25 protein-coding genes and 1 rRNA gene are annotated in these 20,576 nt (G+C 39.6%); 1 reads left to right on the top strand and 25 read right to left on the bottom strand.

Features of this window, described 5'->3' with window-relative positions:
• Window positions 1-165: 165 nt before the first annotated feature.
• The 11 genes from ridA to metG form a co-directional block, all read right to left on the bottom strand.
• A complete protein-coding gene (gene ridA / locus ACIQCE_RS15975) occupies window positions 166-543 on the bottom strand; it encodes a 2-iminobutanoate/2-iminopropanoate deaminase (protein WP_400495980.1) in 378 nt (125 codons plus the stop codon).
• Window positions 544-580: 37 nt separating this feature from the next.
• A complete protein-coding gene (purR, locus tag ACIQCE_RS15970; RefSeq protein ID WP_400495978.1) occupies window positions 581-1,414 on the bottom strand; it encodes a pur operon repressor in 834 nt (277 codons plus the stop codon).
• A 55-nt stretch (window positions 1,415-1,469) separates the two neighbouring features.
• Entirely contained in the window at window positions 1,470-2,339 is an 870-nt protein-coding gene (gene ispE / locus ACIQCE_RS15965; RefSeq protein WP_400496025.1) for a 4-(cytidine 5'-diphospho)-2-C-methyl-D-erythritol kinase, read from the bottom strand.
• A gap of 146 nt (window positions 2,340-2,485) precedes the next feature.
• Window positions 2,486-2,671, bottom strand: coding sequence for a small, acid-soluble spore protein, alpha/beta type (locus ACIQCE_RS15960; RefSeq protein WP_353856642.1), 186 nt, complete (start codon window positions 2,669-2,671; stop codon window positions 2,486-2,488).
• A gap of 164 nt (window positions 2,672-2,835) precedes the next feature.
• Window positions 2,836-3,093 carry a biofilm formation stimulator Veg gene (veg, locus tag ACIQCE_RS15955; RefSeq protein ID WP_353854064.1) on the bottom strand — a complete coding sequence of 86 codons (258 nt, stop codon included), beginning with the start codon at window positions 3,091-3,093 and terminating at the stop codon, window positions 2,836-2,838.
• Window positions 3,094-3,305: 212 nt separating this feature from the next.
• The gene (gene yabG / locus ACIQCE_RS15950) at window positions 3,306-4,187 is read right to left on the bottom strand and encodes a sporulation peptidase YabG (RefSeq protein WP_353854065.1); all 882 of its coding nucleotides are present in this window, start codon (window positions 4,185-4,187) and stop codon (window positions 3,306-3,308) included.
• A 115-nt stretch (window positions 4,188-4,302) separates the two neighbouring features.
• A complete protein-coding gene (gene rsmA, locus ACIQCE_RS15945; protein WP_400495975.1) occupies window positions 4,303-5,181 on the bottom strand; it encodes a 16S rRNA (adenine(1518)-N(6)/adenine(1519)-N(6))-dimethyltransferase RsmA in 879 nt (292 codons plus the stop codon).
• On the bottom strand, window positions 5,174-5,734 hold the full coding sequence (gene rnmV, locus ACIQCE_RS15940) for a ribonuclease M5 (protein WP_400495973.1): 561 nt from the start codon (window positions 5,732-5,734) through the stop codon (window positions 5,174-5,176). The genes rsmA and rnmV overlap by 8 nt, the downstream gene beginning before the upstream one ends.
• 153 nt (window positions 5,735-5,887) lie before the next feature.
• Window positions 5,888-7,090 carry a ubiquitin-like domain-containing protein gene (locus ACIQCE_RS15935; protein ID WP_400495971.1) on the bottom strand — a complete coding sequence of 401 codons (1,203 nt, stop codon included), beginning with the start codon at window positions 7,088-7,090 and terminating at the stop codon, window positions 5,888-5,890.
• A 244-nt stretch (window positions 7,091-7,334) separates the two neighbouring features.
• On the bottom strand, window positions 7,335-8,102 hold the full coding sequence (locus ACIQCE_RS15930; protein WP_400495970.1) for a TatD family hydrolase: 768 nt from the start codon (window positions 8,100-8,102) through the stop codon (window positions 7,335-7,337).
• A gap of 80 nt (window positions 8,103-8,182) precedes the next feature.
• Window positions 8,183-10,183 carry a methionine--tRNA ligase gene (gene metG / locus ACIQCE_RS15925; RefSeq protein ID WP_400495969.1) on the bottom strand — a complete coding sequence of 667 codons (2,001 nt, stop codon included), beginning with the start codon at window positions 10,181-10,183 and terminating at the stop codon, window positions 8,183-8,185.
• A 516-nt stretch (window positions 10,184-10,699) separates the two neighbouring features.
• On the opposite strand from metG, the gene ACIQCE_RS15920 reads away from it, so the two are divergent.
• Window positions 10,700-10,990: a transition state genes transcriptional regulator AbrB gene (locus ACIQCE_RS15920; protein WP_353854070.1), complete on the top strand. Its 291-nt coding sequence runs from the start codon at window positions 10,700-10,702 to the stop codon at window positions 10,988-10,990.
• 43 nt (window positions 10,991-11,033) lie between these two features.
• Here the strand turns inward: ACIQCE_RS15920 and rsmI are convergent, their stop codons facing one another.
• The 14 genes from rsmI to rrf all read right to left on the bottom strand — a co-directional run bounded on the left by rsmI (window position 11,034) and on the right by rrf (window position 20,465).
• A complete protein-coding gene (gene rsmI, locus ACIQCE_RS15915) occupies window positions 11,034-11,915 on the bottom strand; it encodes a 16S rRNA (cytidine(1402)-2'-O)-methyltransferase (RefSeq protein ID WP_353854071.1) in 882 nt (293 codons plus the stop codon).
• Entirely contained in the window at window positions 11,890-12,189 is a 300-nt protein-coding gene (locus ACIQCE_RS15910; protein ID WP_400495967.1) for a GIY-YIG nuclease family protein, read from the bottom strand. Before ACIQCE_RS15910 ends, rsmI begins: the two co-directional genes overlap by 26 nt.
• Window positions 12,176-12,919 carry a tRNA1(Val) (adenine(37)-N6)-methyltransferase gene (locus ACIQCE_RS15905; protein ID WP_400495965.1) on the bottom strand — a complete coding sequence of 248 codons (744 nt, stop codon included), beginning with the start codon at window positions 12,917-12,919 and terminating at the stop codon, window positions 12,176-12,178. The genes ACIQCE_RS15910 and ACIQCE_RS15905 overlap by 14 nt, the downstream gene beginning before the upstream one ends.
• A 55-nt stretch (window positions 12,920-12,974) precedes the next feature.
• Window positions 12,975-13,331 (bottom strand): DNA replication initiation control protein YabA, encoded by a 357-nt coding sequence (yabA, locus tag ACIQCE_RS15900; protein WP_400495963.1) that lies wholly within the window; start codon window positions 13,329-13,331, stop codon window positions 12,975-12,977.
• A gap of 14 nt (window positions 13,332-13,345) precedes the next feature.
• Entirely contained in the window at window positions 13,346-14,173 is an 828-nt protein-coding gene (ricT, locus tag ACIQCE_RS15895) for a competence/sporulation regulator complex protein RicT (RefSeq protein WP_400495962.1), read from the bottom strand.
• 2 nt (window positions 14,174-14,175) lie between these two features.
• On the bottom strand, window positions 14,176-15,165 hold the full coding sequence (gene holB / locus ACIQCE_RS15890) for a DNA polymerase III subunit delta' (RefSeq protein WP_400495960.1): 990 nt from the start codon (window positions 15,163-15,165) through the stop codon (window positions 14,176-14,178).
• 11 nt (window positions 15,166-15,176) lie between these two features.
• Window positions 15,177-15,617: a YaaR family protein gene (locus ACIQCE_RS15885; protein WP_353854077.1), complete on the bottom strand. Its 441-nt coding sequence runs from the start codon at window positions 15,615-15,617 to the stop codon at window positions 15,177-15,179.
• A gap of 12 nt (window positions 15,618-15,629) precedes the next feature.
• A complete protein-coding gene (locus tag ACIQCE_RS15880; protein ID WP_353854078.1) occupies window positions 15,630-15,959 on the bottom strand; it encodes a cyclic-di-AMP receptor in 330 nt (109 codons plus the stop codon).
• A 79-nt stretch (window positions 15,960-16,038) separates the two neighbouring features.
• Window positions 16,039-16,677, bottom strand: coding sequence for a dTMP kinase (gene tmk / locus ACIQCE_RS15875; protein WP_400495958.1), 639 nt, complete (start codon window positions 16,675-16,677; stop codon window positions 16,039-16,041).
• The gene (locus ACIQCE_RS15870) at window positions 16,674-18,083 is read right to left on the bottom strand and encodes an aminotransferase class I/II-fold pyridoxal phosphate-dependent enzyme (protein ID WP_400495957.1); all 1,410 of its coding nucleotides are present in this window, start codon (window positions 18,081-18,083) and stop codon (window positions 16,674-16,676) included. Before ACIQCE_RS15870 ends, tmk begins: the two co-directional genes overlap by 4 nt.
• Before the next feature lie 77 nt (window positions 18,084-18,160).
• Window positions 18,161-19,225 (bottom strand): toxic anion resistance protein, encoded by a 1,065-nt coding sequence (locus tag ACIQCE_RS15865; RefSeq protein ID WP_400495955.1) that lies wholly within the window; start codon window positions 19,223-19,225, stop codon window positions 18,161-18,163.
• A 19-nt stretch (window positions 19,226-19,244) separates the two neighbouring features.
• The gene (locus tag ACIQCE_RS15860; protein WP_400495954.1) at window positions 19,245-19,859 is read right to left on the bottom strand and encodes a 5-bromo-4-chloroindolyl phosphate hydrolysis family protein; all 615 of its coding nucleotides are present in this window, start codon (window positions 19,857-19,859) and stop codon (window positions 19,245-19,247) included.
• 126 nt (window positions 19,860-19,985) lie between these two features.
• Window positions 19,986-20,177 (bottom strand): sigma factor G inhibitor Gin, encoded by a 192-nt coding sequence (locus tag ACIQCE_RS15855; RefSeq protein WP_353854083.1) that lies wholly within the window; start codon window positions 20,175-20,177, stop codon window positions 19,986-19,988.
• 172 nt (window positions 20,178-20,349) lie between these two features.
• A 5S ribosomal RNA gene (gene rrf, locus ACIQCE_RS15850) occupies window positions 20,350-20,465 on the bottom strand.
• Window positions 20,466-20,576: the final 111 nt, after the last annotated feature.

Below are 20,576 nucleotides of genomic sequence, written 5' to 3'. Positions count from 1 at the left end.
TTGTGGTGATTCTCCTGCACATTTTTTAAACTTTTTTTGAAATATCGGGATATTTATACATTTTTTGTCAAATTTATGACGACGCTTACATATTTGCTTTGAAAAAAAGGCATCATGATGCTGCCCTTTTCTGCATATGATGAACCAGACGGCTTTTCAACCTAGTTATTTGACTAATGCAACGACTTCAATTTCCACAAGTGCATCCTTTGGAAGTCTTGCTACTTCTACACATGAACGAGCTGGTTTATGTGTATGGAAATACTCGCCATATACTTCGTTCATGTCAGCAAATTGCTCCATATCTTTCATGAACACTGTTGCCTTCACAACTGTTTCAAATGAAGCGCCTGCTGCTTCAAGAACAGCTTGAAGGTTGCGGAAAACTTGATGTGTTTGTTCCTTAATGTCCCCAGTTACGAAGTCTCCAGCCGGTGTCAATGGAATCTGTCCTGAACTGTAAAACATATTATGAACAATAATTCCTTGAGAGTATGGTCCAATGGCTGCTGGTGCATTTTTGGTTTGAACAACTTTTGTCATATCAATCTCTCCCATTCAGATACACTTTTGATCGAGCTTATGATTGCGAATGAAAAAACTCGTGGAAATTGCCTTCATTGATTTCAATGATCTTTTGCTTCCTATCAATTGTTGAAAGCTTTAAAAGCGATACATATTCATCGACAAGACGTTCATCTACGCCTTCATCTTCTAAAAGAACACCAATTCCTGCAACATGTGCATTAAATTCCTCAAGCAAATTCATCATGCCATTAATGGTTCCGCCAGCTTTCATAAAGTCATCAATGATAAGGACATTTGATCCTTTATCTAAGCTGCGTTTTGCAAGAGACATGGTTTGAATACGGTTAGAAGAACCAGACGCATAATTAATACTAACGGTTGATCCTTCAGTTACCTTATTGTCTTTTCTAACAATTACAACGGGTACATTTAAATAACCCGCGACAGAATAGGCAATCGGAATCCCTTTAGTCGCAACGGTCATGACCACATCAATGGCACGATCTGCAAAAATGGTCGCAAAAAGCTTACCGATTTTAGCAAGAATGGATGGGTTGCCTAAAACATCGGTTAAATATAAATAACCGCCAGGAAGCACACGCTCAGGAGTTGATAAAGCCTGTCCGATATCGTTCACTACTTCGTCTGCTTCTTGTAATTGAATCTTTGGAATATATTTCACTCCGCCAGCAGCGCCAGGTACAGTAAGCAATGTGCCTATTCCCTGCTGTTCGAAGGTCTGTTTGATGATCGTTAAGTCTTCACTAATTGAGGACTTCGCAGATTGGTATCGCTCTGCAAAAAATGTTAACGGTACTAGTACGTGCGGGTGGGTTAACAAATAATTTGTTAAGTCCACCAATCTGCCGCTTCGACGAAACTTCATGAACTTACCCCCAGAACCCGAATAATTTATGAATAATATAACTTAATATACGGATTTAATCAAGGGCATTTTGTTCGCCGATCATGCGAACAGCGTAAACTTGATCACAAAATCCTCTCAGTCCGTTATATATTCTTTGTACTTTTGATTCATACTGAATCAAACCAAATACTGTTGGTCCGCTCCCACTCATTAAGACAGCATCTGCACCAAAGCGCTTCATCTGTCTTTTGATCATTTCTACTTCTGGATACATCTTTAATGTCACAGATTCCAGAACGTTCCCGAGTGAACTACACATCTCTTTATAATCTTTTGCTTCAATAGCTTTAATCATACGTTGTACATTCGGGTGTTCCACCTTGCTTGCGTCATATTGTCTGTAGACTTCAGCGGTAGATACTCCAATCACCGGCTTCGCTAAAATAACCCAGCAATGCGGCGGAGAGGCAATATGCTTTAATTTTTCCCCGCGTCCTGTCGCTAGTGCTGTCCCTCCATATACACAAAAGGAGACATCAGAGCCAATCTCTGCTCCAAGCTCAGCCAACTCATCTAACGTGAGATGTAACTTCCACAAACGATTTAAGCCGCGCAAAGTCGCCGCTGCATCACTACTGCCCCCAGCCAGGCCTGCTGCAACAGGGATTGTTTTTGTTATGACAATCGAGACCCCTTTTTGAATACCGAATCTAGTTTTTAATAATTTAGCCGCCTGATACGCTAGATTACGCTGATCATCTGGAACAAAGCGATTATGAGACGATACGCAGATTTCATCCTTGTCCAGCTCTGTCAGCTCTAGTCTGTCTGCAAGATCTATTGTTGTCATCACCATCTCCACCTCATGATACCCATCCGGTCTTTTACCATGGACATCAAGTGAGAGATTAATTTTTGCCGGTGCCTTTTCTAAAATACGCAAACATTTCACCTACTTCTCCATCTAAACATAAGTATCAACATTGTATCACATTTGACGAATTGGATGAATAATGGTTTTCACGGCTGGCACACTTGCTTTTTCATCAAAAAAGGCCAGAGACACCTGAGGTATCCCTGACCGTTCATTTATCGTTGATTCTCTTGTTGAGCCATATGCTGTTGAGCTAATTCAATTGCACGTTTGACCATATTACCTGCGTCACGGGCACGAATTTCTCCCCAGCCTTCATTTTTCACGGTATCATAAAATCCAAGATCCTTCGCCAGCTCGTATTTGAACTCATCTGACATAATGCCTCGGCGTCTACCCAAACGAAACAGCCCCTTTTGCCCGAGAATTCGAATTGCTGCCACTGCTTTCATGGCTTTATTATTTTGTATCGAATTTCTCCTTTTACCCCTTTCAAATAATGGACGGGTTCCCATATAGAAGAAAAGGCAAAACAAAAAGCAGTAAACAAGAAGTTCACTGCCCACTAATAGGCGACTGAGCTTGCGGTATCATCGAATGTTAATTCGACCGTCTCAGTCAGTATATCTGCATAACTATAAGAAACTCTTTCAAACGAATTTTCATCTTGATCTAATTGAATCACAAAAACAGAAGGGTATGTTTCAGATAATATGCCCGAACGCTCGATTGTTTTTCGGCGGCCTCCATTAGCCTTTAACGTCAAACGTTTACCTAAGTTAACATCAAGCGATCTTTTTATATCGGACAACGTCTTCGCCATTGCATCCACCTCACTGAGATAATTATACAACAACGGCTCGTTTTTGTCAAATAAAAATTAAATTATATCAACGAATATGAGCCATTGTCAACAAAATATTTTTGACAAACTTCTACCTTTTCTCCTCCCTATTTTTCACAAAATCCGGTGAAATATGTATTCACTTGATGTTTCTTTTTTCACACAAAAAAACCAGACTGATAACAGTCGGGTTATGTCGATTCATGGTCTCTTTTATAAGGCATGCCCACTCTTAGAACACCCTTTGTCTCTATTCCACCGAGTCCTTTTTCTCTCGTTAATGTATTCCGAAGTACATCCCACACATTGATTCGATCTACAAACGGAGTGAAGCTGATCTTCGCAACAATATATACTGGATCTAGCGCGTGAATGTTTACACGTGAAGGCGAGCTTGCAAAATTTGCTCCTGCTTGTATCAATGATTCAAAATGAGATTGGCAAGCACCTGCAAAGATAACGAGTTGATCTAAATGAGGGACTTTTTTCCTCGCCTTTTGAACCGTTTCAACGAAATGACGAGAATGGCGATATGCACCGATATCATGCACGCTGCCTTTTTGTTTAGAATAAGCATCATGTCCTGTGATGACCAATATATCAGGACGATATTGATCAATTAATGAATCAATCATGCTTGGCATTTTCTTCTCGTGGCAATGTACACCGTACACAGGTACACCAATTCTTTCATATACGTCTAAGCATTTCTTTAAGTACGAAGCATCCCCATCTAAATGAAGGACCTTCCCAGGCATGTGAAAATACTGCTCCTGATGCTGATATTGTCCAGAAGCATAATATTCTTGCTTTTCACGAAGTAGCTGATAGTCCTGCTTGAGTAAGTCGAGGGATTCATTGATTTTCCGCTCATCTTCCTTCTCTCTTGTGAGCTGCTCTTCTTTTTGTATCAATACAAGGTCTGACAACTTTGCATCTGCAATCAACCGCACTTCATTCCCATGCAAAATGGCGGTTGCTTCATGCTCAGTCTCATCAATCCGAATAATACGAAACATAATATCCATTTGATAGGATGCCCTCGTCACCATATCTCCTATTTGAAATTGCATGCTTTTCACTCCACAATCAGGCTCATATCCTGTTGGTATCGTCTTACGTTATATGCTGTTCTTTCTAATCTATGCCCTGATGCGTGAAGTGGTGAAAAGCAAAAGTAAAAAGTCCCTACATCAGGACTTTTTGTAAAACGTTCGATAAACGGGCAAACTCTTCAATAGATAAAGATTCCCCACGGCGTTTGCCATCAATGTTAGCTGTTTCAAGCGCTTCTTCAATAATGGCTTTATGTTTCTTTCCATCTGGAAGGTTATTCATAAGATTGTTCATGAGTGTTTTGCGGCGCTGTCCAAAGCTTGCACGAATGAGTTGAAAGAAAAACGCATCATTCTCTACTGATACAGCAGGTGACTCACGTACCGTTAACTTAATTACAGCTGAATCAACGTTTGGCTGTGGAACAAAAACCGTTTTAGGCACAACCATCACAGTTTTCGCTTCAGTATAAAATTGAACGGCAATTGACAACGAGTTGTATTCCTTTGATGAAGGGACGGCTGACATACGATCAGCTACTTCTTTTTGCAGCATGACCACAATCCCTTTCAATGGAAGGTTCTCTTCAAGTAATTTCATAATGATAGGTGTGGTCACGTAATATGGAAGGTTTGCGACAACCATTACTTCTTTACAGTCAGCAAAATTTTCTTCAATGACCTTCCTTACATCCGCCTTCAACACGTCCTGATGAATGATTGTGACATTATCATATGGAGAAAGCGTGTCATTTAAAATCGGTAATAACCGCTGATCAATCTCAAAAGCTGTTACTTTTTTTGCACGCTTGGCTAACTGTTCTGTCAGTGCACCGATTCCGGGTCCAATTTCAATTACACCCGTTTCATCCGTTATCTCAGCGTGATCGACGATTCGATCTAAAATATTTGTATCAATTAAAAAATTCTGCCCTAAACTCTTTTTAAAAGAGAAACCGTACTTTTTTAATATCTCCTTTGTTCTGACGGGTGTCGCTATATCTTTACTCATCGGCTTCCTCCTGCATGACGGTCTTTAGTGCCGCAATAAAATCACGTTTGGTTATTTGAAACATGTGAAGGCGCTTTTGCAGTTGCTTCGCATTTGTATATCCTATATTTAAAAGCACACCTAGTCGTTCACGGCGACGTTTTGAAGCTACGCCTCCAATTAAGCCTGCGTCAAATAAATCATCTAATGAAATGTCACTTTCCGACTCTTCCATCTCCTCATGTACATTAGAAAGACATTCTCGAATACTGTCCAAAGAAGCGTGCTCAACGCCGATCCCTCTATCTCGCTTTGCTTTAGCAAGATGTTTTGGTAAAAACGCATGCTTGCACCCTGGAACCGCTTCTGCAATGGTTTTACGTATCTTCTCACCAGGAAAATCAGGGTCTGTTAAAATAATCACACCCCGCGTCTTTTGGGCAAGCCTTACTTGTTGAATGACTGCATCCCCAATAGCAGATCCATTTGTTTCGATCGTATCCGCATCAACGGCCAACTTCACTCTGGCTGTGTCATCACGACCCTCAACCACAATGATTTCTTTGATTTTCATTTATTCCTCCGCTGGCAAAAACATTTTTGGTAAAAAAACGAAACCTTTTATGCTGTTTTTGCGTCTAATTAATTAGAAAACAGTGCTTCTATTATAACCAAAAAAACAGAGGGTTCGCAAAGCCCTCTGCTTATATCAATCATTTTGATGTGTTTATTTGAGCACTCTAATTTTCACTCGTTTATTCCCCCATTGATAAGCTGCCGACTTATTAGGGACGAACACATCAATTCTATTTCCATTTATAGCTGATCCAGTGTCTGACGCAACGGCATATCCATAGCCCTCCACATACACTTTAGAGCCTAGCGGAATGACACTCGGATCAACTGCTATGACCTTTGCACCTGGATTTGCTTTTAAATTATAGCCTGTCGACGTTTTACCCGTACATCCACTGCAACTTGCTGTATAAGCTGTTGAAGTCACATAAAATTCTTTCCCAGACGATTCATTGCTTCTTGAAACAACTGGGGACGCTTTAGGTTCCTTTTCGGACACTTGTGTGCCAATGGCAACTAAGCGATCTTTGCTATCTTTCACAGTTACTTCTTTGATCAATTCTTTAGACACCACTTTGCCGTTTTCTTTCACAATGGCATAGTGCTTCTTCAATTTACCTTCTTCACCTTTTTTCAGTACCTTCTCTATTCCTTGTTCTAGAGAACGATCCTTTTTATGTTTGGTTTCAAAAGCAATTTTCTCTTCCACTACATCGGTGACTTTTTCCACCCGAGTGATCTGAATATCTGCGCTTTTTTTAGAAATGGATGTATGTAACGCAGGTTTGATCTTATCGTGCTTCTTGAGCTTTAGCTCTTGTTGCTTTAAAAAGTCAGCGACGGTAGTCGAAGTGGTCCACACCTTTTTATTCTTTCCTCCATCATTTAAGCTGACCTGGAAGGCCTGCTGAACAACAAGTTTCATGTCCTTTTCAATCTTGTCATTCTTTTCTAGAGTCACTTGATCGTGCTTCCCAATATCTATTTGTTGATTCTTCAATAATGCTCCAACCGTCTGATCTGTTGTCCAAATCGTTCTCTCTTTACCATTCAGGGTAAGATGAACCGGTAATGCCGCATCATACACAATGTTCATATTATCTTGAATCTTTGTATTTCGGCTTGGGGAGATATGATCCTCCGCCCTGGTCCTTATCCCAAGGTCTGAAAGCAGCTGTGCTACTGTCTCTTCATGTGTACGAATTGTTTTCTCTTTACCATTGATAGAAATAGTAATAGACTGCTTAGTGAACTCATGTGCACCGTAAGCCGTCCCAGTTCCAGCTAAAAGTAAGCAAACGACTAGTAGAGGAACCTTCCCTTTTCCTTGCTTAACAGAAAACAGATTTTTCATTTTTTGAACGATGAAAAACGCCTCCTTCTCCTCGGAGAGATTATATAGAGTATCTCAAAACCTGTCAACCCTTCCACCCACTGTACAAAAATGCTTGATTGTATACCTATTATGGAAGCTTTAAGGGAGGAAGGGAAGAAAGACTTATCGACAACTTATCCTATGAGGAGTAGCAAACGTGTAGAACTTTTTCTTTATGTTTCATAAATGGACAAGCTTAAACAATGATTGATATCATATACTGTCAATTTATACCGAAAACTTTTTTTGCATTTTCTGTTGTCAATTCTGCAAGCTCTTCAAAGCTCATCTCACGCAATTCAGCTATTTGCTCAGCAATATATTTTACATAACTTGGTTCATTGCGTTTCCCTCTAAATGGTGTCGGTGTTAAATATGGGCAGTCTGTTTCAATCAATAACCGATCTCTTGGTATTTCTTTGACGACTTCCTTCGGTTTTTTAGCGTTTTTAAATGTCACAGGTCCACCGAATGAAATATAAAAGTTCATCTCCATGCAGATTTTTGCAACTTCTAAGCTTCCTGTAAAGCAGTGCATGATACCTCCAACATCAGCTGCTCCTTCTTCTTTCAAGATAGTGACCACATCTTCTGTTGCGTCACGATTGTGAATGATGATCGGAAGCTTCACTTCCTTCGCAAGAGCAATTTGTCGTCTAAAGACTTCTTTTTGAATATCTTTTGGCGACTTGTCCCAATGATAATCTAGCCCCATTTCCCCGATTGCAACGACCTTTTTGTGTTGAGATAAATCTTTCAACCAAGCCAAATCCTCATCCGTCATGTCAATCGCATCAACAGGGTGCCAACCAATGGCTGCATAAATAAAATTATACTCTTCAATTAACTCCATCGCTCTGGTAATCGTTGGTCGATCGAATCCCACTACTACGATTTTCTCTACCTTTTCACTCTTTGCTCTCTCAATGACCTGCTCTAAGTCCTCACTATATTGCTCCGCATTTAAGTGAGCATGTGTATCAAATAACATATTCATTACTCCTTTCGACAAGTCTCATGAAAAACAAAAGGTGTTCGACGAAATGTTACACGTGGAACACCTTTGTTGAATTATAGAATTTTGGTTCCGTTGGCTAGTGATTGATCTACTTCAAGGACTTGTAATTTCCCGCCAGTTTCACCAGTTAAAATCATTCCCTGGGAAATTTCCCCGCGAAGTTTAACAGGTGTTAAATTCGCTACACAAACTAACTTTTTCCCTACTAATTCCTCCGGCTGATAATGCTTAGCGATCCCTGAAACAATTTGTCTTTTCTCAAATCCAAAATCAACCTGAAGCTTTAATAGTCGATCTGCTTTTTTTACTGGGGCTGCTTGCAATACTTGCGCTACACGAAGATCGACTTTCGAGAAATCATCAAATGCGATTTCTTCTCCTAAATCAGGTACTTCCGTTTCTTCTATTTCAACTTTCTTCTCTTCAGCTTGAGGTGAGCTTCCCTGCATTTTTTCTTTAATGTAAGTCACTTCTTCCTCAACATCTAAACGAGGGAATAGCGGCTCTCCTTTTTGCACGGTTGTTTGTTGAATAGCACCAAAAGATTGAATACTGTCCCAGCTTTTCATTTTGTCATCTTCAACCCCTAGTTGGAAGAAGATTTTCTTAGGTGTTTTTGTTAAGAATGGCGTTAACAGTACTGCGGTGATTCGCAATGATTCTGCTAAATGGTACATAACAGAGTGAAGCTCTTTTCGCTTTGTTTCATCTTTAGCCAGCACCCATGGAGCTGTTTGGTCGATATATTTATTGGTTCTGCTGATTAATGTCCAGACATTTGAGAGAGCCACCGAGAATTCAAGGTTTTCCATCGCTTCTTCATAGGCTTTCACGGTTTGTTCAGCAACAGCTTTGAGTTCCTCATCGAATTTATTTACTGGACCTTTATAGCTGCTTAACGTACCGTCAAAATATTTTTGAACCATTGCAACCGTACGGTTAAGCAGATTTCCTAAGTCATTGGCAAGGTCATAGTTTACACGTTCCACAAATCCCTCTGGTGTAAACACACCATCTGCACCAAAAGGTACTTCACGAAGAAGATAATATCGAAGGGCATCAAGACCATAACGATCAATTAACGTGACTGGGTCTACTACATTCCCTTTTGATTTAGACATCTTGCCATCCTTCATTAAAAGCCAACCATGTGCAAAGACTTGTTTTGGCAGCGGCAGATCAAGTGCCATCAGCATAATTGGCCAATAAATTGTATGGAAACGGACAATCTCTTTCCCTACAAGATGCACATTGGCTGGCCAATACTTTTTGTACTTTTCATCTTGGTCTGTTCCATAGCCAATAGCCGTTAAATAGTTGAATAAAGCATCAATCCAGACGTAAATGACGTGTTTCGGATTATTTGGCACCTTGATTCCCCAATCAAAGGTTGTTCTCGATACAGCTAGATCCTCTAAACCTGGTTTAATGAAGTTATTGATCATTTCATTTTTTCTTGATTCTGGCTGAATGAATGATGGATTCTTTTCATAATAGTCAAGTAAACGATCGGCATACTTACTCATACGAAAGAAGTATGATTCTTCTTTAATTAATTCAACAGGGTGTCCACTGTCAGGGCTTTTCCCGCCAATGACTTCACCTTTTTCATTTCGTTCAACATCAACGAGCTGTGTTTCAGTATAAAATGTTTCGTCAGGAATACTGTACCAGCCTTCATATTGATCTAAATAGATATCTCCTTGATCAAGCAGCTTTTGGAAGACTTGCTCAATGATTTTCGTATGGCGTTTTTCCGTTGTACGAATGAAATCATCATTTGAAATGTCGAGTTTCTTCCATAAAGATTTGATGTCTGCAACCACTGGATCTAAATACTCGATCGGAGTAATATTTTGCTCTTCTGCTTTTTGTTGAATTTTTTGCCCGTGCTCATCTGTACCCGTTAAATACATCACATCATAGCCTTGAAGACGTTTATATCGAGCCATGGCATCCCCTGCCACTGTCGTATAAGCATGTCCAATATGTAATTTTCCGCTCGGATAGTAAATAGGTGTTGTCAAATAAAACGTTTTTTTCTTTTCCGGCATGTCGGAACCTCCTGCGTGTGTATGAATGTCAAAAACTCCCGCCCAATGGACGAGAGCGGTTATGAAGACTTCATTAAAATGTATCAAATTCAAATCTTTTTTCACTTGTGCTTTCTCTATGATACCATCTTAGCCTTTAAGATCAAGCATATATACATAGAACGGTATGAAATGATGGAAAAAGATGAGTTCCCCGAAAAAAACGACAAACCGCACGACGTTTTGTCGAATATTGTCGTAAGAAATCTGTTTCCAGATTCATAATTGGCTAATTTAGGGCAAAAGTCTTGATAATCTGTTTTCATCATTTATAATATTCTAAAGCATTATGTCTAATAAATCCTTATGTATCAGTAGTTTAGAGGTTTTTTGAGTATAAGAGTCATATTTTACAAACAATAGTAAACAAAATGATTGACGATTTATGGAAACCTTGTTATGCTAGGAATGTAAGGAATTTGTCGAATAATGACGAAGATAATATTATATTAAGAATAAGGACTTTTTGGGAGGAGAATGAAGATGAAATCTACAGGTATTGTACGTAAAGTTGACGAATTAGGACGCGTGGTGATTCCAATCGAACTTCGCCGCACGTTAGGAATTGCTGAAAAAGATGCTTTGGAAATTTATGTTGATGATGAAAAAATTATCCTAAAAAAATATAAACCAAACATGACTTGCCAAGTAACAGGTGAAGTATCAGACGATAACCTTAAACTTGCTAATGGTAAATTAGTTCTTAGCCGTGAAGGTGCTGAACAAATCATTAACGAAATCCAAAGCCAACTTCAATCACAAAAATAATTTTTATATAAAAGGTTCTTGCACCGTTTGCAAGAACCTTTCTTTATTGTTCAACATGATATGCATCATATATCATGCGCTTTGGCACACCTCGTTCGACTGCTGTACGCTTGATCGCTTCTTTTGACGTCAAACCTTCTTCTATGTAATGAATGACGTGTTCTTTTTCAGATAAGGATTGCCACCATGTCTCTTCATTCAATTCCTCATCCACTTGATCATTTCCTTCTACCACAAGACAGAACTCTCCACGAATTTGATGCTCTCCTGCCCAAGTCAATACATGGTCTAGATCTCCACGTATGAATTCTTCAAATTTTTTCGTTAATTCTCGTGTAATAGCAATGTTTCGATTTCCCCAAACATCTTTCATAACGGTAAGGGTTTCTTTTAAACGATGGGGTGCTTCATAAAAAATGATTGTTTCTTGGCGTTTTTTTAATGCTTCTAGCTGTTTTCTCTTTTCCTTTTTCTGTCTATCGAGGAAACCATAAAAGAAAAATGGTTGAGGTGCGATCCCTGATGCAATTAAAGCCGTTAATGCCGCATTTGCGCCAGGTAATGGAATCACATACCCGCCGATTCTCGTAAAGTCTCGAACAATCTCAGCTCCTGGATCAGAAATGGTCGGTAATCCAGCATCACTAACAAGCGCAATGTGCTTTCCTTCTTTTAACCATTCAATTAACTTATGGCCGCTGCTGTCTTTATTATGTTCATGATAACTTGTTAGAGGTGTGTCAATTTCGTATACATGACAAAGTTTTCTCGTTTGTCTTGTATCTTCTGCAGCAATGTAGTCTACATCTTTTAACGTTTGTATCGCTCGAAACGTCATATCTTCTAAGTTTCCGATTGGGGTTGGAACTAAATAAAGCACACCCATATCGGATTGACCATCAAAGCTTTTCTGTGTCTTTAGCATGTGCCGCCTCCTTTTCATTTTGCTTTTCTTCTATATAACTGTCCTTCTTTTTACGCGTCCATGTTTTGAAATGATACTCCTGCTGCATCGCAGCTCTTTTGGTTGGGAAGCATTCGTGATAATACAGCTCAACCGGTCGTCTCGCTCTTGTATACTTTGCGCCCTTCCCGCTATTATGTGTCGCCAGCCTTTTTTGTAAGTCATTTGTATATCCTGCATACAGGCTTCCATCTGCACATTTCAGTACATAAAAATAATGATTATGCTTCTCCATACAGTATCTTCCTGATTTCATTTGTATACTCTTGATTTTCCCCATAAACAAAGAGTGGCGGGAGGATTTTCAAATCTGGCTTACCATCTTTGAGACCTTCCACTAAGATGGTATTGGCTTCTTTTCCTTGCTTTGGATAAACGAATTGAATCCGTTTCGGCTCAATTCGGTATTTTTTCATCAGCTCGATGATTTCAAGCAAACGCCCTGGACGATGAACCATTGCAAGTTTGCCTCCTTGTTTGAGCAAGATTGAAGAAACGCGAATAACATCTTCTAATGTACAATGAATCTCATGACGTGCAATCGCTAAATATTCATTTTCATTGATTTCATCCTGTGAAGGTGTTTTAAAATATGGCGGGTTACACGTAATCACATCTACCTTATGATTCCCATAGCGTGTTGGCATATCATTTAAATCACCATGAATCAATTCAATTTGATGTTCTAGTTGGTTATGCTCTACACTCCTTTTTGCCATATCAAATAATCGTTCTTGAATTTCGACACCTGTAATGGAGGCTTTGGAACGAGTCGAGAGTAGCAATGGGATAATGCCATTTCCCGTACAAAGATCAATGATTTCTCCTTTTTGAATCGGAACATACGCAAATTTTGCTAATAACACCGCATCCAATGAAAAGGCAAAGACAGTCTTGCTTTGAATAATCTTCATATCTTCTGCCAGCAAGTAATCTAAACGTTCATCTTCTCTTAACGAAACCATGATGTATCCTTTCTTTTCCTGTGAAAAAGGCTCCCGATGCAGCGGAAGCCTTTTCTCATTTTTTATTTAAAAATGACAGACAGAACAAACAGTCTCCCTCTTTACGAATGCTCCCATAATGCACATTACAAATATGGAAGCCCTCCTGATATAGACGAGCTAGGTTATCATGACCTTCTCCTATATCAGAATGACTTGGCTTTTGGGCAGTCTCATCATTCGACGCCTCATATGACTTGTCTCGATTGGACTGATCTAAACGTTCACGCAAGTGCTGGTTCTCCATCTGAAGCTGATGGTTTTCCTCGATCACTTCACCGATATGATTTTTCAAATCACCTAGCTGGCGATAGAGAGAACCAATTTGTTCTTCTAAATTGATTACCGTATCAAATAGTTCCTTTTTATCCAAGGTGGCACACCTCGTTACTCAGTTGTTTGTGCAGATACAACGCCTTCTTGTAATAATTCTTCCCAAGTATATTCTATCACTTTTTCTTGTTCGGTTAATTTAACTTGTATAATCCGTTCTAAAATGTTGAGCCCAACTACCTTTGCAGAGCCGCTAGACGTCTGGATCATCTCACCGATATCCGGTAATTGTTCTTTTGCTGATTCATATTCATCATTTTCATATTTCAAGCAACACATCAAACGACCGCAAAGCCCTGAAATCTTTGTAGGATTTAACGACAGATTTTGATCTTTTGCCATCTTAATGGACACAGGTTCAAAATCTCCTAAAAATGTAGAACAGCAAAGCATGCGTCCACATGGACCAATACCACCTAACATTTTCGCTTCGTCTCTTACACCAATCTGACGAAGTTCAATTCTAGTTTTGAAGATCGATGCAAGGTCTTTCACTAGTTCACGAAAATCCACTCTGCCATCAGCTGTGAAGTAGAAAATGACTTTGTTCCGGTCAAACGTGAATTCAACATCAACTAGTTTCATTTCTAATCCGTGTTCACTTACCTTTTGAAGACATATATCAAAGGCTGACTTCGCCGCATCTTTATTCTCCTCAACAATGAGCCGGTCTCGCTCGTCTGCTACACGAATGACCTTCCGAAGAGGGAGAACGACATCGTGTTCATCCACTTTCTTATTGGCGATGACCACTTGTCCGTACTCAACCCCTCTTACTGTTTCTACAATGACACAACTATCATTTTCTATATGAAATCCGTTTGGATCGAAATAATAGATTTTGCCCGCTTTCTTAAAGCGAACACCAATTACGTTGTACAAGCTTATCCCTCCTGCAACATCAACACCAATTGCTCCATTAGCCCTTGGGCATTCACGTTGGATTGAAGTCTCTTTTTCGCTTCTAATACAGCAAGGATCTGGTTTGTCACCATTTGCTGTGTGGAATGCAGCGCGTGCTGCTTCATTGTCTGGAATAAGTCTTGATAAATGACTTTATCTTCGTTTCCTATTTGAATCGACAATACATCACGATATATAAATAAAAGCATATCCAGACCTGTTTCTTGAAGGTCTTTCTCTTTGAAAAAAGGCATCCATTGATCCTGTATATAAAAAAATGCATGTTCTTTTCGCTGATGCAAGACTTCATACAATTTTATCACTTTCGCTCTAGACTCTGCAAACTGATCATTTCGACTTAATTCGAGTGCTTCTGCTAAATTATTTGTTAAATTCGACAAAAGCCTTGCAAGATACTCAGGTACATTTTCTTGCAAAAGTTGCTGCTCCAGTGATTGCGGCTGCAAAGGTTGAAAACGAAGCATCTGACATCTTGAAATCATCGTATCCAGCATTTTATGAGATTGCTCAGTGATTAAAATGGCCATCGTTTCCCGGTTAGGCTCCTCTAGGAACTTCAGTAAACTGTTCGCAGCATTAACGGTCATTTTGTCCGCATGAAGAATGATATACATTTTTCGGTGCGATTCTACACCTGCTTTTGTAAATTCCTCCTGCAATGCCTGCACTTGCACTTTTTTAATTGATTGACCATCGGGCTGCACAAGATGTAAATCTGGATGGTTTCCAGACTGAATCCTTTTACAGTTTTGACATGACTCACATGGTTTCACACCTGCTTCCAAGCAAAAGAAGCTCTTGGCTAAAAGCAAGGCAGCATCTAGCTTTCCTGTTCCTTTTTTCCCTTCAAATAAGTAGGCATGAGCAAGTCGATCTTTATCTATGCTATTAAAAATCAGCCGCATGACGCGCGGCTGTAAATCCTTCATGTCATCCCAGCTAATTGCCATGTTATCACTCTCTATGTGTAAAGGTTAATCAATAAACCTTTTATTTCTCCTATACGTTCAAGCAAGTCAATAGAGGGTTTCTCTTGATTCATCATATCCTCTGTTAATTCCATAAGCTTCTCATCTAAAGCTTTGACTAAAGCGAGTGTCCGCGTATTGCCGTAAAGATCAAAGCTCCGAGAAGTCTCTATATTTAAACCATGATCTACCGTCTCTTTCACAAAGCGTTTCACAAGTCCTTTAAACTTTGCCAAATCCTTTAAATTTCGAGACTTCGTCAGCTTTTTACCGATTACTTCGATATCACTAAGCATTACCGTCAGTTGTTCTAAACGCATTTTGCCGCTTTGTGTCTCCAAAGATGCTCTAAAAGAGGAAGACATCTGACTTCCTTTGATCGCCTGAAGTTCACGTTTTTCTAACAGCAGCCGCATATCTTGATTAATTTTCACAGCAACCCATCCTTAAAATTGATGAAATTGTTCAACTGGCAGAATAAAGACAGTAGCTCCACCAACCTCAACTTCAACAGGGTATGGTACATATGAATCTGCATTTCCACCCATTGGTGATACAGGTGCAATCATTTGATCACGTTTACGACAATTTTCTTTTATGAGATGTAATGCTTTCTCCACTCGGACATCATCACAACCAATAATGAAAGTCGTATTTCCAGACTTTAAAAACCCACCAGTTGAAGCTAATTTTGTTACGCCGAAATGATGTTCGGTCAATATTTTCAACAGTTTGCTGCTATCTTGGTCCTGTACAACGGCAACAATTAATTTCATTTGATTGGCCTCCTTCGTTTTAGGCACAGATGACATGCCGATGTCTTCCTCTTTATTATAACAACGATTGGCAATTAGGTCATATTTGATTTTTCTTTAATGTGTCCTGAATAAGTTGAAGCACTTCTTCATACACGTCTTGCATTGGCTTTGAAGCATCCACTACACGGAATCGTTCTGGTGATTGAGCAATGAGTAATTCATAGCCTTCTCTTACAAGCTCATGAAATTTCAGCGTCTCCATGTCCAATCGGTTTTTTTCTCTTCCTTGATTTGCATGAATTCTCTTCAATCCCTCTTCTGGCGTAATAGAAAAGTAAATTGTCATTTGTGGCATCATTCCGTTAATGGCAAAATCATTAATAGATTTTACTTCTTCGATTCCAAGCCCTCTGGCATAACCTTGATAAGCAAGGGAGCTGTCTACAAAACGATCACATAAGACGGTAATTCCTCGGTCTAAAGCTGGTTCCACCTTCTCAGCTAAATGCTGTCTTCTAGCCGCTGCGTACAGCAATGCCTCTGTTTTCGCATCCATTTTTGTATTCTTTTCATTTAAAATGATCTCGCGAATCTGTTCTGCAATCTCAATGCCACCTGGTTCCCGCGTTGCCATCACTGCATACCCTTGACGTTCCATTTTTTCATACACTTTTTTAATTATCGTTGTTTTACCCGCACCTTCCGGCCCCTCAAACGTAATAAACATACCGCTCATCGTGTCTCCTCTTCTATATAAACATATAATTTCCTCTGTTTTATTACCTGACTTGCTTGAACATGAACCTGATGTTCAAGCAAGCGGCTTAATGTTGCAATTTGGTCTGCTTCAATGCGCTCTCCCTTGATCATCAAAGGAATTCCAGGTGGATATGGAATGATCGATTCTGCACTTATCCGACCTTCTGCTTCTTCAAAAGGAACTGCTTCCATTCCTTGTCTTTGCTGATCCATCTCTATAGATGCTGATTCAATTTGACGATGTTCCATTCCTATCAACAATGATTCACTATGCTGAAGGGCGTGCTCTATGCTGGTAAAGGGAAAGTCCCTCATTTTTCCAAGACCGAAAATCAGCAAAACCTGATATTCATCCGCAAGTTCTGGATGAACATCAACCGATTCAAACACCTTCTTTAATTCATAGCCTGTAAGCCCTCTTGTTGACCGAATCACGCATTTTAATGGATCGTTAGATAGAGAGTCAGACTCGACCAATTCAATATGAGGAATACGCTTTAGCTGATCTTTCAGCTTTGACAGCCCTCTCATGATTTCGCTCACTTGCCCTTTTTCTTTGATCTCTTCAACAAAAGCCCTCGCCACATCTAACGAAGCCATAATGGGATAGGAAGGGGAACTGCTCTGAAGCATCGTTAGCCATGTTTTCACCCGCTCAGCATCAATCCGTTCCCCTTGAAGATGAAGAAAGGAGCCCATTGTCATAGCAGGAAGTGTTTTATGTGCTGATTGTACCACCACGTCAGCTCCATAGGAAAGGGCAGATGGAGGAAAGGCACCGCCCAATACAAAATGCGCACCGTGTGCCTCATCAACCAAAACGATCATTCCTGCCTCATGACAAGTTTGTACCAGCTTTGACAAATCCGCTGCATGCCCGTAGTAATTCGGATAGGTCAAGACGATTGCTTGACAGTTCGGATGCCTTGCGATCGCATGTTTCAGCGTCTCTTCGGTGACATGTGTTGGAACATGCAGTTGTTTGTCCACCTCAGTTTCTAAAAACACAGGCGTTGCCCCTGCCAACTCAATCGCATGGAAAACAGACTTATGGCAATTTCGCTGAACAAGAATTTGATCACCAGTGCTACATGTAGCCATCACCATAGCTAAATTTCCAACCGTCGTGCCATTCACAAGGAAAAAGCTTTGATCTGCACCATATAGTTGTGCTAATAAATCCTCTGCCTCTTGAATCACACCAGTTGGGTGATGGAGATCATCTAGACCTATAAGCTCGGTCACATCTAGTTGAAGAAGTGGTTCATAATAGGCCCGTGCTTCATCAAAAAAGACATCTCCATTGTGATGTCCTGGAACATGAAAAGAATAAGGTTTCTTTTCTGCATGTTGTGATAATGCTGTATATAAAGGTGTTTTCAAACAAATCGACCCTTTTCACTTAAACGATATCTTATTTCTATTATACCGTTCAAACAAGTGAACTGAAAGGTGGATTGTTATTCCTTTATTGGTTTATGATTTGCAAGCTGTTGTTCAGCCTCGTGCATATTGCTTTTTAATTGAGCACGGACTTGACTTCCATTTTCTTTGACTTGTAAAGTCTCCTGTAATGTTTCAGCTAATTGGAGTTGAATCTTTTTCAACGTATCAACAGGCTTTGAGAAGGCACCTTCATGGAGAGACTCTTGATGCTTTGATATATTTTCATACGTTTGATGAATTCGTTGCTCAAGGGCTGAATTAGCTCGTTGCTGAATATGCGTTAATGCAATGGACATTTGGTTAATCCATAAAGGAATAGATGCTGAAACAGTCGATTGAATATGATTGGCTAATGTATGATTCGTATGCTGAATCATCCGAATTTGGGCATTACATTGTAGTGCAATTTGCCGGCTTAACAGTAAATTATACTTGCGTTCTCTCAATCTCTCCATATATTCCTCATAATCAACTTTCTGATTCATCAACTGCTCCTCTAACGTTCGATCACCAAACCGTTTGGTTGCAGGGAGCACCTGTTGCTCTATATACTCCAACTTAGCTTCAGCTGCTGCCACCTGTAGTGTCATCTCTTGGAAAAACAACTGATTTTCTTCAAATAAACGATCTAATAATTTATGGTCTGAAATTAATACATTCCTTGCATAACGCAGCCTTGCAGATAATCGGTCTATTTGTGCTTCTGCTTGTTTAAACCGAGATACCATCTCTTGTATAGAGCGCCTCTCTCTTTTAAACAATCTCGAAAAAAAGCCTTGTTTCTTTGGTAACAAATCCTCAGGCTCCACCAAACGTAATTGCTGCAAAAAGGCCTCAAGCACATCTCCTATTTGATCAATATCTTTTTTCTCAACATAATTCATTATTTGCTGAGATTGTTCTAATAATCGTTGTTGCACACGCATACCGTATAAAAGCAACTTTTGTTGATTTTCAGGGATATTTTCAGCACGTTGCAACGCCTCTTGTTTTTCCTCATCAGATAAAGTATCAAACACCCGAAACTGAAGACCTGTAGTGGATGTAAGTGAAGGTGTAATGTGATCTTCTGGTTTCATTGAGTTTGACTCCTTTCATCTACTTTTTAATCATCTTATCTGCCACTTCAAGCTCAATATGAAGTGCTTCAATGTCTCTTCCTAAAATTTGTTGCAAATCATTCGTCAATTGCTTTTGCAACTCCGTCAATGTGACTCGTGTTTGACTCAGTGTCATCTCAAGTTCATGACTACGATTTGGCTGATTATAAAGCAGTGCATATTTCTCCGTTAATTGAACAACGGAATCCAAACTTTCAAAATAAAATCGCTGCGCATCATAAAAGCGGTTCGGCTCTTTCTTAGTTATCGTATAAATTCTTCGTGCCAGTCGAAGGATTTCATAGTTATGTTTAATGGTCTTTACGTTCTTTACAGCAAATAAAGCCTTCTTCAAACGAACTAACTTATGTCTTGCTTCTTTTAAATGCTGTTTGATATATACATAATCACTACGGGAAAGTCCATGCTTCTTTAAAAACAAATGAACAGCCATCCATCTGCTCCCTGCAAACATGGAACCCCAACCAATCAAGGCATACAGCATCGATAAGCCAACATGATGATGGAAATACCCAATACTGACGATTAAAATCGCAAACGAAAAAAGACTAGAGATTAAGGCCCATATAAATGTGAAAAAGATTGATTTCATTTTATCGACTCCTATAAATAATCAGGCTCTCTGTTTATCTTATTATTTATTACGGGTGATGTCCAAACTAAGTTCCAAAAACAGCCTAATCGTAAATAGCTCATAAAAAAAGACCATCTAATGGTCTTATGAATACAAGGGGGGCGTATGAAGGTTTTTAAGTTTTTTGACATAATCGGCATAGCTAGGATCAGAGGTCGATGTAGAAATTAACTTTCGTTCACAGCCCTGACATAAAAACTGATGATACAAATAAATTCCTTTTGTCTTTTTCTCTTCACAAATCAAACAAATAGCTTCCCGCTCTTTTTCACTCATTGTGACACCTCCACTTATAGCTTCAGTATGCCCTAGCTCTTTCAATTGTATACAAAATTAAGAATGTTTTAGATGATAGTTTAGTATATGTGTCCACCATGCATCGAGTGTTTGTTCCTTTCCTGAAAAACACAAAAAAGACCAGTTCCGAATGGAACTGATCTTTAGACAAGCTTGGCGGCGTCCTACTCTCACAGGGGGAGACCCCCAACTACCATCGGCGCTGAAGAGCTTAACTTCCGTGTTCGGTATGGGAACGGGTGTGACCTCTTCGCTATCGCCACCAAACCTGATGGAGAGAATGTTCTCTCAAAACTAGATAACAATGTTCATGCTTCACATAAGAATAGGTTAAGTCCTCGATCGATTAGTATCTGTCAGCTCCACGTGTCACCACGC

Origin of the sequence: Bacillus sp. NPDC093026 (assembly GCF_044754665.1) — a bacterium.
Lineage (GTDB): Bacteria > Bacillota > Bacilli > Bacillales > Bacillaceae > Bacillus > Bacillus maqinnsis.
This window is presented reverse-complemented; position numbering and strand designations above follow the sequence as displayed.

What these genes read in the sequence shown, in the direction of transcription:
- metG (WP_400495969.1), bottom strand. Translation starts at nt 10,183, where the DNA reads ATGCCGGAAAAGAAAAAAACGTTTTATTTGACAACACCTATTTACTAT.
- tmk (WP_400495958.1), bottom strand. Translation starts at nt 16,677, where the DNA reads ATGAGCGGTATGTTTATTACGTTTGAGGGGCCGGAAGGTGCGGGTAAA.
- ACIQCE_RS15930 (WP_400495970.1), bottom strand. Translation starts at nt 8,102, where the DNA reads ATGTTATTTGATACACATGCTCACTTAAATGCGGAGCAATATAGTGAG.
- rsmI (WP_353854071.1), bottom strand. Translation starts at nt 11,915, where the DNA reads ATGCTAAAGACACAGAAAAGCTTTGATGGTCAATCCGATATGGGTGTG.
- holB (WP_400495960.1), bottom strand. Translation starts at nt 15,165, where the DNA reads ATGGCAATTAGCTGGGATGACATGAAGGATTTACAGCCGCGCGTCATG.
- ACIQCE_RS15865 (WP_400495955.1), bottom strand. Translation starts at nt 19,225, where the DNA reads ATGAAACCAGAAGATCACATTACACCTTCACTTACATCCACTACAGGT.
- yabG (WP_353854065.1), bottom strand. Translation starts at nt 4,187, where the DNA reads ATGCAATTTCAAATAGGAGATATGGTGACGAGGGCATCCTATCAAATG.
- rsmA (WP_400495975.1), bottom strand. Translation starts at nt 5,181, where the DNA reads ATGAGTAAAGATATAGCGACACCCGTCAGAACAAAGGAGATATTAAAA.
- rnmV (WP_400495973.1), bottom strand. Translation starts at nt 5,734, where the DNA reads ATGAAAATCAAAGAAATCATTGTGGTTGAGGGTCGTGATGACACAGCC.
- ACIQCE_RS15880 (WP_353854078.1), bottom strand. Translation starts at nt 15,959, where the DNA reads ATGAAATTAATTGTTGCCGTTGTACAGGACCAAGATAGCAGCAAACTG.
- veg (WP_353854064.1), bottom strand. Translation starts at nt 3,093, where the DNA reads ATGGCGAAGACGTTGTCCGATATAAAAAGATCGCTTGATGTTAACTTA.
- ACIQCE_RS15920 (WP_353854070.1), top strand. Translation starts at nt 10,700, where the DNA reads ATGAAGATGAAATCTACAGGTATTGTACGTAAAGTTGACGAATTAGGA.
- ACIQCE_RS15860 (WP_400495954.1), bottom strand. Translation starts at nt 19,859, where the DNA reads ATGAAATCAATCTTTTTCACATTTATATGGGCCTTAATCTCTAGTCTT.
- purR (WP_400495978.1), bottom strand. Translation starts at nt 1,414, where the DNA reads ATGAAGTTTCGTCGAAGCGGCAGATTGGTGGACTTAACAAATTATTTG.
- ACIQCE_RS15905 (WP_400495965.1), bottom strand. Translation starts at nt 12,919, where the DNA reads ATGGTTTCGTTAAGAGAAGATGAACGTTTAGATTACTTGCTGGCAGAA.
- ACIQCE_RS15910 (WP_400495967.1), bottom strand. Translation starts at nt 12,189, where the DNA reads ATGGAGAAGCATAATCATTATTTTTATGTACTGAAATGTGCAGATGGA.
- ACIQCE_RS15855 (WP_353854083.1), bottom strand. Translation starts at nt 20,177, where the DNA reads ATGAGTGAAAAAGAGCGGGAAGCTATTTGTTTGATTTGTGAAGAGAAA.
- ACIQCE_RS15935 (WP_400495971.1), bottom strand. Translation starts at nt 7,090, where the DNA reads ATGAAAAATCTGTTTTCTGTTAAGCAAGGAAAAGGGAAGGTTCCTCTA.
- ridA (WP_400495980.1), bottom strand. Translation starts at nt 543, where the DNA reads ATGACAAAAGTTGTTCAAACCAAAAATGCACCAGCAGCCATTGGACCA.